This window comes from Winogradskyella ludwigii (assembly GCF_013403985.1).
Taxonomy (GTDB): Bacteria; Bacteroidota; Bacteroidia; order Flavobacteriales; family Flavobacteriaceae; genus Winogradskyella; species Winogradskyella ludwigii.
In genome coordinates this window covers 331,115-345,293 of the sequence record NZ_JABFDF010000001.1, presented here as the reverse complement: position 1 = coordinate 345,293, position 14,179 = coordinate 331,115, and the positions used below count along the sequence as shown (strand labels likewise).

Annotated in this window: 11 protein-coding genes and 1 tRNA gene; 10 read left to right on the top strand and 2 right to left on the bottom strand. The window is 31.9% G+C overall.

Annotated features, from left to right (window positions below):
• The first annotated feature begins 48 nt into the window (after positions 1 to 48).
• Both porN and HM981_RS01470 read left to right on the top strand, forming a co-directional pair.
• Positions 49 to 960, top strand: a complete 912-nt coding sequence (porN, locus tag HM981_RS01475) for a type IX secretion system ring subunit PorN/GldN (RefSeq protein WP_179336810.1) — start codon at positions 49 to 51, stop codon at positions 958 to 960.
• 153 nt (positions 961 to 1,113) lie between these two features.
• On the top strand, positions 1,114 to 2,160 hold the full coding sequence (locus HM981_RS01470; RefSeq protein ID WP_179336809.1) for an NAD(P)/FAD-dependent oxidoreductase: 1,047 nt from the start codon (positions 1,114 to 1,116) through the stop codon (positions 2,158 to 2,160).
• Positions 2,161 to 2,251: 91 nt separating this feature from the next.
• Here the strand turns inward: HM981_RS01470 and HM981_RS01465 are convergent, their stop codons facing one another.
• Positions 2,252 to 2,638, bottom strand: coding sequence for a DUF983 domain-containing protein (locus HM981_RS01465; RefSeq protein ID WP_179336808.1), 387 nt, complete (start codon positions 2,636 to 2,638; stop codon positions 2,252 to 2,254).
• A gap of 112 nt (positions 2,639 to 2,750) precedes the next feature.
• Between HM981_RS01465 and HM981_RS01460 the strand changes: the two genes are divergently transcribed.
• The 8 genes from HM981_RS01460 to HM981_RS01425 all read left to right on the top strand — a co-directional run bounded on the left by HM981_RS01460 (position 2,751) and on the right by HM981_RS01425 (position 12,333).
• The gene (locus tag HM981_RS01460) at positions 2,751 to 4,661 is read left to right on the top strand and encodes an ABC-F family ATP-binding cassette domain-containing protein (protein ID WP_179336807.1); all 1,911 of its coding nucleotides are present in this window, start codon (positions 2,751 to 2,753) and stop codon (positions 4,659 to 4,661) included.
• A 73-nt stretch (positions 4,662 to 4,734) separates the two neighbouring features.
• The gene (locus tag HM981_RS01455; protein ID WP_179336806.1) at positions 4,735 to 5,874 is read left to right on the top strand and encodes an efflux RND transporter periplasmic adaptor subunit; all 1,140 of its coding nucleotides are present in this window, start codon (positions 4,735 to 4,737) and stop codon (positions 5,872 to 5,874) included.
• The gene (locus tag HM981_RS01450; protein ID WP_179336805.1) at positions 5,874 to 9,071 is read left to right on the top strand and encodes an efflux RND transporter permease subunit; all 3,198 of its coding nucleotides are present in this window, start codon (positions 5,874 to 5,876) and stop codon (positions 9,069 to 9,071) included. Before HM981_RS01455 ends, HM981_RS01450 begins: the two co-directional genes overlap by 1 nt.
• Positions 9,061 to 10,377, top strand: a complete 1,317-nt coding sequence (locus HM981_RS01445) for a TolC family protein (protein ID WP_179336804.1) — start codon at positions 9,061 to 9,063, stop codon at positions 10,375 to 10,377. The genes HM981_RS01450 and HM981_RS01445 overlap by 11 nt, the downstream gene beginning before the upstream one ends.
• A gap of 12 nt (positions 10,378 to 10,389) precedes the next feature.
• The gene (locus HM981_RS01440) at positions 10,390 to 10,572 is read left to right on the top strand and encodes a CPXCG motif-containing cysteine-rich protein (RefSeq protein ID WP_179336803.1); all 183 of its coding nucleotides are present in this window, start codon (positions 10,390 to 10,392) and stop codon (positions 10,570 to 10,572) included.
• Between the two features lie 129 nt (positions 10,573 to 10,701).
• Complete coding sequence (locus HM981_RS01435; protein WP_179336802.1) at positions 10,702 to 11,544, top strand: leucine-rich repeat domain-containing protein; 843 nt, start codon at positions 10,702 to 10,704, stop codon at positions 11,542 to 11,544.
• Positions 11,545 to 11,713: 169 nt separating this feature from the next.
• Positions 11,714 to 11,786: transfer RNA gene (locus tag HM981_RS01430), tRNA-Met, on the top strand.
• 88 nt (positions 11,787 to 11,874) lie between these two features.
• Complete coding sequence (locus HM981_RS01425; protein WP_179336801.1) at positions 11,875 to 12,333, top strand: RNA methyltransferase; 459 nt, start codon at positions 11,875 to 11,877, stop codon at positions 12,331 to 12,333.
• A gap of 96 nt (positions 12,334 to 12,429) precedes the next feature.
• Here HM981_RS01425 and rho read toward each other — a convergent pair whose 3' ends face one another.
• Positions 12,430 to 14,109 carry a transcription termination factor Rho gene (rho, locus tag HM981_RS01420; RefSeq protein ID WP_179336800.1) on the bottom strand — a complete coding sequence of 560 codons (1,680 nt, stop codon included), beginning with the start codon at positions 14,107 to 14,109 and terminating at the stop codon, positions 12,430 to 12,432.
• Positions 14,110 to 14,179: the final 70 nt, after the last annotated feature.

Here is a 14,179-nt window from a genome sequence, read left to right as displayed (position 1 = left end):
GTTTTAAAGTATCAATAAAAGTAAATCCCAAATTATAATAAAAATAAGATGAATTTAAAAAGCTTTTTATGTATCGGAATAGGAGTTTTAGCAGCAAATACAATGTTCGCTCAAGCTAATGTTCTAAACGCAAAAATACCTGAAGAAATAGGTATGAAAACTGAAGCGCAGTTACTTCTAGATAACGACAAGCCTTTAGAATATGGATATGTCGGAGATAGAGATATCTTATTTTCAAAAATGACTTGGGAGAAGATTGTCTTAGACGAACGTGCTAACTTTCCATTATATTTTCCTATTGAAGATAACTTAGGTGATGATAGAAAATCATTATATATGGTTTTATTGGAAAATATCAAAAATGGTACGATATCAAAAGTGTACGCAGATTCATATTTTACTGAAGAACGTACTATGGAAGATTTGGCTCCATCATTAAAAACGGAAAAGATTACAGATGAAGGAATTGATTGGATGAACGCAGAAGGTGTTTCTGATACATCTTTGATTCCTGAAGAGTATGTTATTCGTAGAGAGATTGGTCCAGCTGATATTAATTCTTATTTAGTAAAAGGATTATGGTATTTTGATAAACGTCAAGGTGAACTAAAATTTCGTATTCTTGGTATTGCACCAGCAGCACCAGATGTGAATTTTATTGATTCTGAAGATGATGCTAACAAAGAACCAATCGGTTTATATTGGGTGTTCTTTCCAGAAATAAGAGATATTCTTCATGAAGCAAAAGCTTTCAATAATAAGAATAGTGCAGTGCCTATTTCTTTCGATCATTTATTAAACAGTAGACGTTTTAGTGGAGTAATCTACAAAGAAGAAAATGTTTATGGTGATAGAGAGGTTAAGGAGTATGTTGCAGAAAATGCATTAATGCAGCTTTTAGAGTCTGAACGTATCAAAGACAAGATTAGAAACTTTGAACAAGATATGTGGAGCTACTAATTAGTTCTAACATAAAATATATAAACGTCCACTTTTAAGTGGGCGTTTTTTTATGCCTAAAATTCAAAACATAGCGTTATATGAATATTTTTAAATTCATAATCTATAATTAAAGAAACCATTTATCAGTTATACTTTTTTACTTTTGCTATTATGAAAGAAGTCGATTATATTATAGTAGGTTGTGGGTTAGCAAGTATTGCATTTTGTGAGAAATTAAGAAGTAATAATAAAACATTTGTGGTCTTTGATAACAATTCTCAAAAGTCGTCTTTAGTTGCAGCAGGACTCTATAACCCTGTTATTCTTAAACGATTTTCTGCCGTTTGGAAAGCTAAAGAACAGATGAGTATTGCACTTCCTGTTTATGCGAAAATTGAAAAAGAGTTAGGTATTAAGGTCGATTATAAGCTTCAAATCCTAAGACGTTTCTCTTCAATAGAAGAACAAAACCGATGGTTTAGCGCTATGGATAAGCCTAATATAGAACCTTATCTGTCTTCTGACCTCATAAAAAATTCTAATCCTTCTGTAGATGCATCTTTTGGTTTTGGAGAAGTGCTAAATGCTGGTAGAATTGATACTGAAATGCTTATAACAAGTTACAAGATATTTTTAAAACAACATGATTGTTTGAGTGAAGTTGAATTTCAACATGATCAAATTCATTTTGAAAATAATTCTATTCAATACGGAAATCTTAAAGCTAAGCATCTAATTTTTGCCGAAGGTTTTGGTGTAAAGCAGAATCCGTATTTCAAAACTATTCCACTTGAAGGTACAAAAGGAGAAGTGCTTACAGTAAAAGCACCCGATTTAAAAATGGATTATGCGATTAAGGCTTCGGTATTTATCATTCCGCTTGGAGATGATTTATATACTGTAGGTTCTACTTATAATTGGAAAGATAAAACCAAAACGCCAACAGAGGAAGGTAAAGAAGAGTTACTTACAAAATTAAAAACCTTTATAGATTGTGATGTTACTGTTGTAAAACATGAAGCAGCGATAAGACCGACAGTAAAAGATAGACGACCATTAGTAGGTAGACATTCTGAATTTAAAAATCTGTATATTCTTAATGGATTAGGTTCTAGAGGTGTTATGATTTCACCTTATGTAGCAAAAGAACTTTTTAATTTTATTGAAAATGACCAAGCTTTAGATGTTGAAATTGATGTTAATCGTTTCAACTCATAGAAGTATTCCTCGATTTTTCAGTATGCGGCTTAAGAAGAATAGTTTATTCAATATTACTGGGTAGTTATATACTTGCTTATAGAGCGTTATGTTATTTCTCTTTTACAAGATTTTTATCATAACTCATAAAAATATTAATCCAAATATTACGAGATAAACGCATTATAATAGGAGCAAAACCAATTAGAGTGGCTACAATTGCAATAAATGCTATGGTTAAATTAGATTCTAATATATTGTAGCTAATAATAAATGCAGCTACAGCAAAGGCAATACCAACACCATAACTCACGTACATAGAACCATAGAAAAACGAAGGCTCTATCTCATATTTTGTTTTACAATGAGAGCAAGTTTCTTTCATTTTTATAACTTCAGAGAGTACATAAGGGTTTTTGTTTACGTACATCGATTCTTGGTGACATTTTGGACAAACACCAAAAAGAATACTATAAAGTTTCATTCCTTTTCTAATCATAACTAAAACCTTTACTTTTGCATTTTCGAAGACAATGCAAAGATAAAATATTAATACTGAAGCATTGTAACAATTGTAACGTAAAACGCAATTGTAATACTCAAATATACTTATGTTAAATATCCATAACCTTTCTATATCATTTCAAGGAGAATACCTTTTTGAAGAAATTACATTCAAACTAGGTCTTGGCGATCGTATTGGCTTAATTGGTAAAAACGGAGCAGGTAAATCTACTATGCTAAAGATTTTATCTAAAGAACAAGAACAAGATACAGGTCAAATTGCTGCTGATAAAGACATGAGAATTGGATTCTTAAAGCAAGATATTGATTTTGATTTAGGGAAAACAGTATTGGAAGAGTCGTATCAAGCATTTAAAGAAATTAAGAAATGCGAAGCGCAACTCGAAGATATTAACATTCAATTGGCTGAGCGTACAGATTACGAAAGTGAAGTGTATCATCAATTAATGGTAGATTTAAATGATGTTCAGCATCAATACGAAATATTAGGAGGTTATAATTACCAAGGTGAAACGGAAAAAATTCTTCAAGGTTTAGGGTTTAAACGTGAAGATTTTGATAAGTTAACGGATACCTTTTCTGGTGGATGGAGAATGCGAATTGAATTAGCAAAACTTTTACTTCAAAATAACGATCTATTACTTTTAGATGAGCCCACTAACCACTTAGATATAGAATCTATTATTTGGTTAGAGAATTTCTTAAAAACCATAACAGGAGCCGTTGTTATTGTATCTCACGATAAAATGTTTTTAGATAATGTAACTAATCGTACTATCGAAATCTCATTAGGTAGAATTTACGATTATAATAAACCGTATACACAGTTTTTAGAGTTACGTAAGGAAATGAAGGTTCAGCAATTAGCTGCGCAGAAAAACCAAGAAAAACAAATACAACAGACCGAAAAGCTAATTGAGAAGTTTAGAGCAAAAGCATCTAAAGCTACAATGGCGCAATCTCTAATTAAAAAATTAGATAAGATTGATCGTATTGAAGTTGATGAGGATGATAACAGTGTGATGTCTCTAAACTTTCCAGTGTCAATTACACCAGGAAAAGTGGTTGTAGAAATTGATAACATTTCTAAAAAATATGGAGACTTACAAGTTTTACATAACGTAAACTTATCTGTTCCTAGAAATATGAAAACGGCCTTTGTTGGTCAGAATGGTCAAGGAAAATCAACACTAGCTAAAATTATTGTTGGAGATATTGAGCACCAAGGAAATTTAAACTTAGGACATAACGTACAAATTGGGTATTTCGCACAGAACCAAGCAGAATATTTAGACGGAAACAAAACCGTTTTGGATACCATGATTGATGCTGCTAATGAAACCAACAGAAGTAAAGTTAGAGATATTTTAGGATCGTTTTTATTTAGAGGATCTGAAGCAGAAAAGTATGTAAGAGTACTTTCTGGTGGAGAACGTAACCGTTTGGCTCTAGCTAAATTATTGTTACAACCTTTAAATGTGCTTATCATGGATGAGCCAACCAATCACTTAGATATTAAATCTAAAAATGTATTAAAAATAGCGTTACAGAATTTTGAAGGAACGTTAATCTTAGTATCTCACGATAGAGATTTTCTTCAAGGCTTAACAGATACGGTTTACGAATTTAAAGATCAAAATATCAAACAGTATCTAGGGGATATTGATTTTTACTTAGAACAACGTAATCTTGAAAATTTAAGAGAAGCCGAAAAACGAACCGTTGTAGCAAATAAACCTAAGGAAAGTAATAAGCAGAGTTACGAAGATCAAAAGAAATTAAAATCTTTAAATAATAAGTTGAGTAATATTGAATCTAAAATCAATCAACTTGAAAAAGATATAAAAACCGATGATACTAAGCTAGCCACTGATTACGATAAAACAGCGTCAGATCCAAAGTTTTTTGATGGGTACCAAAAGAAGAAAAAGTCGTTAGAGAAATTAATGAACGATTGGGAATTGGTCCAAGCTGATTTAGACAAGATTTCCTCTTAAATATTAAGAATACTTTAACGAATTCACATAATGATAAAGTTAGCTTTGCAGATTACTGACGACCAATATCATTATGCTAAGAAAAATTATATTATCTGTTTTAGGTATTGCCTTAATTGTAGGTGCCTTTATTTTTGCCAAAAGCTTAATTGACAACAAACATAAGCCTAAACCTGTTATTCCAAAGGTGGTTAAAACAGTCCTTATAGATACTGTTACAAACGGAACAATTCCTATCGTGATTTCTGCAAACGGTAACCTGACTGCAAAACAACGTGTTGAGTTGTATTCTGAAGTTCAAGGTATTTTTAAAACGGGTTCAAAACTTTTTAAACCTGGAGAAAAATTCAATAAAGGAGAAACGTTAATTCGTTTAGATGCATCTGAGTACTACGCAACTGTGCAATCTTCTAAAAGTGAATTATATAATAGTATCGCTGCTATAATGCCAGATTTACGATTAGATTTCTCTGATGTTTATCCTAAATGGCAAGCTTATTTAAATGGATTCGACTTAAATAAATCGACACCTAAATTACCAGAAATTTCAGGAGAAAAAGAAAATTACTTCATCACAGGTCGTGGTATTGTAAGCGCTTATTACAATGTTAAAACGCTAGAACAACGTTTAACTAAGTACAGGATTACAGCGCCATTCTCAGGGATTCTAACCGAAGCTCTAGTTACAGAAGGTACTTTTGTTAGAAGCGGACAGAAATTAGGGGAATTTATTAATCCTGCTGTTTACGAAATGGAAGTTGCTATCAGTAAATCTTTTGCAGATGTTTTAAAAGAAGGTGAGAGTGTGAGTTTATCTAGCTTAGATAAAACAAAAACTTACAATGGTAGTGTTTCTCGTGTAAACGGAAGTATTGATGCAACTACTCAAACCATAACCGTATACATTGAAGTAAAACATCCAGATTTAAAAGAAGGCATGTATCTTGAAGCCAACTTAAACGCCGAGAAGATTGAAAATGCTATTGAAATAGATAGAAATTTATTGTTAGACAGTCAAGAGGTGTATGTAATAAACGATAGTTTGTTAGATGTTATTTCTGTAAAACCAGTGCATTTTTCTAATGAAAAAGTGGTTTTAAAGAATGTGCCAAACGGAACTGTTATTCTAAGAAAACCTGTTCCAGGTGCTTATGCAGGAATGCATGTAAAGGCTGCTAAAAGTAAAACTTCAACTTCTGATTCTATTCAATAATGAGAAAACTAATTGAATATTTTATTAGGTATCATGTTGCAGTAAACATATTTATTATTGCATTTTTTGTATTCGGGATTATTGGCGCATTGTCTTTAAAGTCATCTTTCTTTCCGCTTACAGAGTCTAAAATTATCAATGTTAATATTGCTTATCCTGGTGCTTCACCTCAAGAAATTGAAGAAGGGATTGTGCTTCAGATTGAAGATAATTTAAAAGGATTAAAAGGGGTTGATAGAGTCACATCAACTTCGCAAGAAAATAGTGGCTCAATAACTGTAGAGATTGAAAAAGGGGAAAGTCTAGATTTTATGCTTCTCGAAGTTAAAAATGCGGTAGACAGAGTGCCTTCTTTTCCAACAGGTATGGAACCTTTGGTGGTATCCAAACAAGAAGCCGTTAGAGAAACGATTTCTTTTGCCATAAGTGGAAAAAATATTCCTTTGGTGACGTTAAAGCAATTAGCAAGGCAAGTTGAAACTGATCTGCGTGCTATAGATGGAATCTCTCAAATTGAAATGTCAGGTTTTCCTGAAGAAGAAATAGAAATTGCAGTTAACGAATTAGATTTACTAGCTTACAATCTTACATTTGACGAGGTTTCTTCAGCCGTGAGTAATTCTAATATTCTTGTTACAGGTGGAAATGTAAAAACGGTTGCAGAAGAGTATTTAATTAGAGCTAATAATAAACAGTATTATGGTGCAGAGCTATCAAATATTATAGTGAGAGCATCTCCCGATGGTAAAGTCATTCGTTTAAAAGATGTTGCTATTATTAGAGATCGGTTTTCAGAAACACCAAATGCAACTTATTTTAATCAAGAATTATCTGTAAGTATTTCAATTACAAGTACTAATAATGAAGATTTAATAACGTCTGCAGATAAGGTAAAAACATTTATTGAAGAATATAATCAAAAATATACCAATGTTCAGTTACATGTAGTAAGAGACTTATCTATAACACTTAATCAACGTACACAATTACTTACAGAAAACGCCATTGTAGGTATGATTTTGGTATTACTGTTCCTGTCTATATTTTTAAATACAAGATTAGCATTATGGGTTGCCTTTGGATTGCCTATTTCGTTTTTAGGGATGTTTATATTTGCCGCTCAGTTTGATGTAACTATTAATGTATTGTCACTTTTTGGAATGATAATCGTTATTGGTATTTTAGTAGATGATGGTATTGTTATTGCCGAAAATATTTACCAACATTACGAAAAAGGAAAGAGCCCAGTACAAGCGGCTCTAGATGGAACAATGGAAGTTATTCCACCTGTAGTTTCTGCAATTATTACAACATTATTAGCCTTTTCATTATTCTTCTTTTTAGATAGTAGGATTGGTGAATTTTTTAGTGAAGTCGCTGTTATTGTAATTTTAACGCTTGTCGTTTCTTTGGTAGAAGCACTTGTTATTTTACCAGCCCACTTAGCGCACTCGAAAGCATTGAGAGCTAAAAAAGTTGAGGAGAATCCATCAAAAATAAAACAGTTTTTCTCATTTATGAGAGTTATTAATAATGGTGGTGATCGATTAATGGCTTTTTTAAGAGACCAACTCTATACTCCTATTTTAGAGCGTGTATTAAAATATAAATTATTCTCATTAGGTGTATTTGTTGCTTTATTAGTATTAACATTTGGGTCGCTTGGAGGAGGTGTTATTGGCGTAACATTATTTCCTAGAGTGGCTAGTGATGCGGCCAATATAGAGTTGGTAATGCCTGCTGGTACAAATGTGAAAATCACTGATTCTATTATTTCTCTAATAGAAGATAAAGCATTTATTGTAAATGAAGAATTAACTGAGAAATATCTAAAAGGAACAGGTAAACAGTTATTTGAAAATACCATTGTAGATATTAGTAGTAGTTCTAGTGCAAGATTAAGAATTAACTTATTACCAGGAGAAGAACGACCAGATGCTATTAAAGCAAATTTAATTACAGATCGTTTAGAAGAATTAGTAGGACCAGTAATTGGTACAGAACGCTTAATTTATGGTTCTGGTGGTAATTTTGGAGGTAGCCCAGTCTCGGTATCCTTATTAAGTAATAATATTGAAGAATTAAAAGCGTCTAAAGCAGAACTTAAAAAGTATATGGAATCTAATCCATTGCTTAAAGATATTGGAGATAATGATCCCGCTGGTATAAAAGAGATAAGATTAGAACTTAAGGAAAGTGCTTATTTATTAGGCTTAGATTTAAGAACGGTTATGGCTCAGGTACGTTCAGGGTTTTTTGGATCACAAGCACAGCGTTTTCAACGTGGTCAAGATGAAATTAAAGTTTGGGTTCGTTACGATAAAGAGAACAGAAGCTCAATCAATGACTTAGATGCCATGCGAATTGTGACACCAACAGGAGAGCGCGTAACATTAAAGGATATTGCAGATTATACCATTGCGAGAGGTGATGTGGCAATAAATCACTTAGAGGGTAAACGTGAAATTCAGGTTTATGCAGATTTAAAGGATCCTAGCACAAGTAATACAGATATTATAGACGATATTAAAACGGTATTTATTCCACAATTACAATCTAAATATCCAACGATTAATGCGTCTTTTGAAGGACAGAACAGAGAAAAAGATAAACTAACAAGTTCATTAGGAGTTGCAGGTCCAATTATTTTATTATTAATATATATCACTATAGCATTTACGTTTAGAAGTTATTCTCAACCCTTTTTATTATTGCTGTTAATTCCATTTAGTTTAACAGCTGTAGCTTGGGGACATTGGTTACTAGATTTTCCAGTTAATATTTTATCCCTTTTAGGAATTATTGCTTTAATTGGTATTATGGTTAATGACGGATTGGTTTTAATAGGAAAATTTAATAGTAATTTAAAGGAAGGAATGACCTTTGATCTGGCATTGTCTGAAGCAGGGAAATCAAGATTTAGAGCTATTTTCTTAACCTCATTAACAACAATTGCAGGACTAGCACCTTTATTATTAGAAAAAAGTAGACAAGCACAATTTTTAAAACCAATGGCAATTTCAATTTCATTCGGAATCGCTTATGCAACAGTCTTAACCTTGTTGGTACTGCCTTTATTTTTATCCTTTAGTAATACTATTAAAGCAAAGAGTAAGTGGTTAGCGACAGGAAAAGAGGTAACAAAAGAAGAAGTAGAACGTGCAATTAAAGAACAACAAGAAGAAAATGAGCACTAAATATCAATTAATTACGCTACTTCTAATGTACTGCTTTAGTGTAAAAGCACAAGAAGTTTTAACCAAAGAGGAAGCAGTAGCATTAGCATTAGAAAATAATTACGGAGTTAAAATTGCAAAAAACGCTGTTTCAGTGGCAGAGAATAATAAAAGCATTCTTAATACTGAATTTTTACCTACGGTATCTAGTAGTGCAGGAGCAACCTATAATTTAGATAATACGGAAGCTGAATTTTCTGATGGTTCAACTACAGTATTAAATGGAGCTGAAAGTTCTAATTATAATGCGAGTGTCAGTTTAGATTATACAATTTTTGATGGGTTAGGCAGACGCTATAATTATAAAAGATTAAAGGAACAGTACAGGTTATCAGAACTTCAAGCTAGAGAAACTATAGAGAATACTATTATACAATTATTTTCAGTGTATTATAATGTTGCTCAATTAACAGACAATTTAAATACATTAGAAGAGACTTTAAATATTACTAAAGATCGATTGACAAGAGCAGAATATCAATTTGAATATGGTCAGAACACAAAATTAGAAGTGTTAAATGCAGAAGTTGATATTAACAACGATAGTATTAATATCATTAATATTAAGCAAGATATCAAAAATGCTAAACGCGATTTAAAACTTGTTTTAGGTAAAACATATACAACAGATTACGATGTAGAAACAGAAGTTGAGTTTACATTACAATTTCAAAAAGATAGTTTATATCAAAAAGCAAAATCTAGGAATGTAGCTTTATTACAAACTGAAAGTAATATTGCTATATCTACATTAGATATCAATTCTGGTAAATCGGCATATTTACCAACAATTGGTTTGACAGGAACTTATGGTTGGAACAAGAATAATAATAATGCGGCTTCCTTTGTTTCTGTTTCTACTAATACAGGTTTGTCTGGTGGATTAAATTTAAGTTGGGATTTGTTTGATGGAGGTTCTACGATTACTACTGTTAGAAATGCCAGAGTGAATTTAGAAACTCAAAAATTAGAAAAAGAAAATATTCTTTTAAGTATAGAGCGTGACTTTAATAATGCTTGGGATAATTATTTGAACAAGTTAGAAATTTATAGTATTCAGGAAAAAAACATAAGAACTGCTGAAAATAATTTTGAACGTACACGCGAAAAATTCAAACTAGGGCAAGTTAATTCTATCGAATTTAGACAGGCACAACTCAATTTATTAAATGCAGAGTTAAGTAGAAATGAAGCTAAGTTTGCAGCCAAGTTATCTGAGTTAGAAATTCTTCAAATAAGTGGTGAATTATTAAATGTTCAATTTTAAATAGAAGCTAAAATGGAAGAGCATTTCTTTCAATGCCCATACTGTTGGGAGCAAATTTCAATGCTTGTAGATGGCTCTCAAAGTCATCAAAATTATATTGAAGATTGTGAAATTTGCTGTAATCCTATTCAGATTTCTATAACTATTGAAAATCAAGAAATTATTAGTTTTAATGCCGAAAATATAGAACAGTGATATTTTTAGCGTGTTGATTTTACTAGGCTCTTGTTTTTAATTGTGTAGTTCGTCGAAAAAATTTGCATTTCGTGGTAATCGTGATTATATTCGTAGTGTTATTGTGTCCCTCCGCAAAAATCTACTATTATGAAGACTATAAAAACAACATTACTATTCTGTTTAATTTCATTATTTTCTTTTGCAGGTGTTTCTGAGGATCAGAAAGCAGCACTTGTAGACTTATACAATACAACCAATGGAGACTCTTGGAGACAATCTTGGGATTTAGATCAGCCAATTTCAAACTGGTATGGTGTAACTCTAGAAGGAGATAACGTAATTGCTGTAAATTTAAGTTTCAACGGGTTGGTAGGGAATCTTCCTGAATCAATTTCAAAATTATCACATTTAAAATCTCTTAATCTATCATTTAATAAACTAAGTGGCCAATTACCAGGTACTTTAGTAAGTATGATTAATTTGGAAGATTTAAAATTATTTTCTAATGCATTTAATGGTGCAATTCCTTCAAATATTGGAAATCTTAAAAACTTAAAATCTCTAGAGTTATATAACAATGATTTCTTTGGTGAGATTCCTGCTTCTATTGGAGATCTAACTAATTTAGAGAGTTTAATGTTAAGTAGCAATCAATTAATAGGAAGATTACCATCAAGCTTATCACGTTTAAAATCGTTAAAAGTACTAAGTGTTTTTGATAATAGTTTATTGGGGAACATTCCTTCTTCACTAGGAGAGCTTAAAGACTTGGAAGAACTAATATTATCAAACAATGCATTTTACGGAGATATACCAAATGAGTTAGCGCAACTAACAAACCTAAATACATTACTATTAGGGCAGAATCAGTTTAAAGGTAATTTTGCAGCTTTAAAAGATAAATTACCAAATATTGTAAATTTCGATTTAGATGATGTTAATAGAAAAGGGGCATTAGCTACTTTAGATGATGAGGAAGATGATGATTAATGTCTAACATAATTTCATAAAAAATAACGCTAAAAATAAAATTTAGCGTTTTTTTTATGTTTTATCTTTGGTAATAGAAATAAAGTATTATCTTTGCAGTCCCAAAACGATATGTCGGCATTATGAACCGAAAGTTAAAAGCTAAGATAATCGTTTTTTGAATACACATCGCGGGATAGAGCAGTAGGTAGCTCGTCGGGCTCATAACCCGAAGGTCACTGGTTCGAGTCCAGTTCCCGCTACTAAGTAAGACAAGCCTTTCAAGAAATTGAGAGGCTTTTTTTATGAGTTTTTTTGAATAATTAAAAATTCCTTTTTTAATTTTATAGAATGAATGATAATTTAAAAAATGAATTCTTCGGTATAGGTATTCAAAATGGGAAGACTCCAGAAAATCTTGGAGTGCTTTGGAGATCTGCTCAAAATTTGGGTGCTAGTTTTATATTCACAATTGGAAATCGTTATGCTAAACAAGCCTGTGATACACATGATGCTGTAGCTTCAATACCTTATTTTCATTATGAAAGTTTTGATGATTTCTTTAAAAACATACCAAAAGGAGCTAGACTTGTTGGCGTAGAATTAACTGATAAAGCAATTCCTTTAGAAACATTTAATCATACTCGACGTTGTGTCTATTTGCTTGGCGCAGAAGATCACGGTTTGTCTAAAAAAGCTATTGAGAAGAGTCATTTTTTAGTGAAGTTTCAATCTCAATTAAGTCTTAATGTTTCTGTAGCTGGTAGTATTGTAATGTACGATCGTGGTATTGATAAACCAAGAGTATAGTTGTCATTATTTAATATTTGACCTGTAACAAACAAGCATAAAAAAACCTTGAACTATTAATTCAAGGTTTTTCAGTGTTATATATTTTGAAAGCGTTTAACCATTCATAGAGATTAAGAACTCTTCATTGTTTCTAGTTTGTTTAAAACGATCATTAATGAATTCCATAGCTTCCACAGGATTCATATCTGCTAAATACTTACGCATTACCCACATTCTTTGAATTGTAGTAGCATCTAATAAAATATCATCACGACGCGTGCTAGAAGATGTTAAATCGATAGCTGGATAAATACGACGATTAGAAATCTTACGATCTAATTGTAGTTCCATGTTACCAGTTCCTTTAAATTCTTCAAAAATAACTTCGTCCATTTTAGAACCTGTTTCAGTTAATGCCGTAGCAATAATGGTTAAAGATCCACCATTTTCTATGTTACGAGCTGCACCAAAGAAACGTTTTGGTTTGTGTAAAGCATTAGCATCTACACCACCAGAAAGTATTTTACCTGATGCTGGTTGTACCGAGTTATATGCTCTAGCTAAACGTGTAATTGAATCTAAAAGAATAACCACATCATGGCCACATTCCACTAAACGTTTTGCTTTTTCTAAAACGATATTTGCAATCTTAACGTGCTCGTGCGCTTCTTTATCAAAAGTAGAAGCAATAACTTCGCCACGTACGTTACGTTGCATGTCTGTAACTTCTTCAGGGCGTTCATCAATTAATAAAATCATTTGATAAACTTCAGGATGGTTGGCTGCAATGGCATTGGCAACATCCTTTAATAACATTGTTTTTCCCGTTTTTGGTTGCGATACAATCATACCACGTTGTCCTTTACCAATTGGAGCAAACAAATCCATAATACGTGTAGAAATCGTTGCTTGCTTTTCTGCAATGTTAAATTTCTCTTGTGGAAATAATGGTGTTAAATGTTCAAAAGCAACTCTGTCTCTGACAACATTTGGACTTTGACCATTAATTTTGCTCACTTTTATTAAAGGGAAATATTTTTCACCTTCTTTTGGCGGACGTACATTTCCTAAAACAGTATCACCAACTTTTAATCCAAATAAACGGATTTGAGATTGTGATACATATATATCATCTGGAGAGGATAGGTAATTATAATCCGAAGATCTTAAAAATCCATAACCATCTTGCATAACATCTAATACACCTTCACTTTCAATGATAGCATCGAATTCAAAATCTGGCTCGCGATAGCGATTTCTGCTATCCTTATTGCCATTATTTTTATTACCATCTTTAGAACGAGGTTGTCTGTTATCCTTGCTTTGTGGACGTCTATTGTCGTCTTTACGAGGATTAGGTCTTTTCTGTTCTTGTGGTTTATTTGGTGTTTTATCGTTAACAGGTTTTTCTGTTTTCGATTTATTGTCTTGAGGTTTGCGCTCTAAAGGTTTACGAGGGTTAGGTTTCTTACGCTCTTTAGGTTCTGTTTTTACTTCCTCTTTTTTATCTGTAGTTTCCTTAAGATCTAAAGTTTTTTGTTCTTTATTCTCTTTCGGCTTTTGAGTAACTCTAGCACGTTTTTCAGCTGGTTTACTTTCTTTTGGCTTTACTTCTGATGGTGTTTCAGTAGCTACCTTAGCTTTAACAACATCAGGATTTGCCGCTTGGTAATCTAAAATTTGATAAACCAAGTCTAATTTTTTTTGTGTACGGTATTTTGGTACATTTAGTTTTTTCGCTATCTCCTGTAATTCAGGAAGTTTTTTAGCTTTTAACTGTGAAATTTCAAACATTCGTATGTTGTATATGTATTATAATTTGATATTATTAATTCAATATTTTCTAAATGAAATATAAGTAAGA

Coding starts and splice junctions, on each gene's coding strand:
- porN (WP_179336810.1), top strand. CDS start 49: ATGAATTTAAAAAGCTTTTTATGTATCGGAATAGGAGTTTTAGCAGCA.
- HM981_RS01470 (WP_179336809.1), top strand. CDS start 1,114: ATGAAAGAAGTCGATTATATTATAGTAGGTTGTGGGTTAGCAAGTATT.
- HM981_RS01465 (WP_179336808.1), bottom strand. CDS start 2,638: ATGATTAGAAAAGGAATGAAACTTTATAGTATTCTTTTTGGTGTTTGT.
- HM981_RS01460 (WP_179336807.1), top strand. CDS start 2,751: ATGTTAAATATCCATAACCTTTCTATATCATTTCAAGGAGAATACCTT.
- HM981_RS01455 (WP_179336806.1), top strand. CDS start 4,735: ATGCTAAGAAAAATTATATTATCTGTTTTAGGTATTGCCTTAATTGTA.
- HM981_RS01450 (WP_179336805.1), top strand. CDS start 5,874: ATGAGAAAACTAATTGAATATTTTATTAGGTATCATGTTGCAGTAAAC.
- HM981_RS01445 (WP_179336804.1), top strand. CDS start 9,061: ATGAGCACTAAATATCAATTAATTACGCTACTTCTAATGTACTGCTTT.
- HM981_RS01440 (WP_179336803.1), top strand. CDS start 10,390: ATGGAAGAGCATTTCTTTCAATGCCCATACTGTTGGGAGCAAATTTCA.
- HM981_RS01435 (WP_179336802.1), top strand. CDS start 10,702: ATGAAGACTATAAAAACAACATTACTATTCTGTTTAATTTCATTATTT.
- HM981_RS01425 (WP_179336801.1), top strand. CDS start 11,875: ATGAATGATAATTTAAAAAATGAATTCTTCGGTATAGGTATTCAAAAT.
- rho (WP_179336800.1), bottom strand. CDS start 14,109: ATGTTTGAAATTTCACAGTTAAAAGCTAAAAAACTTCCTGAATTACAG.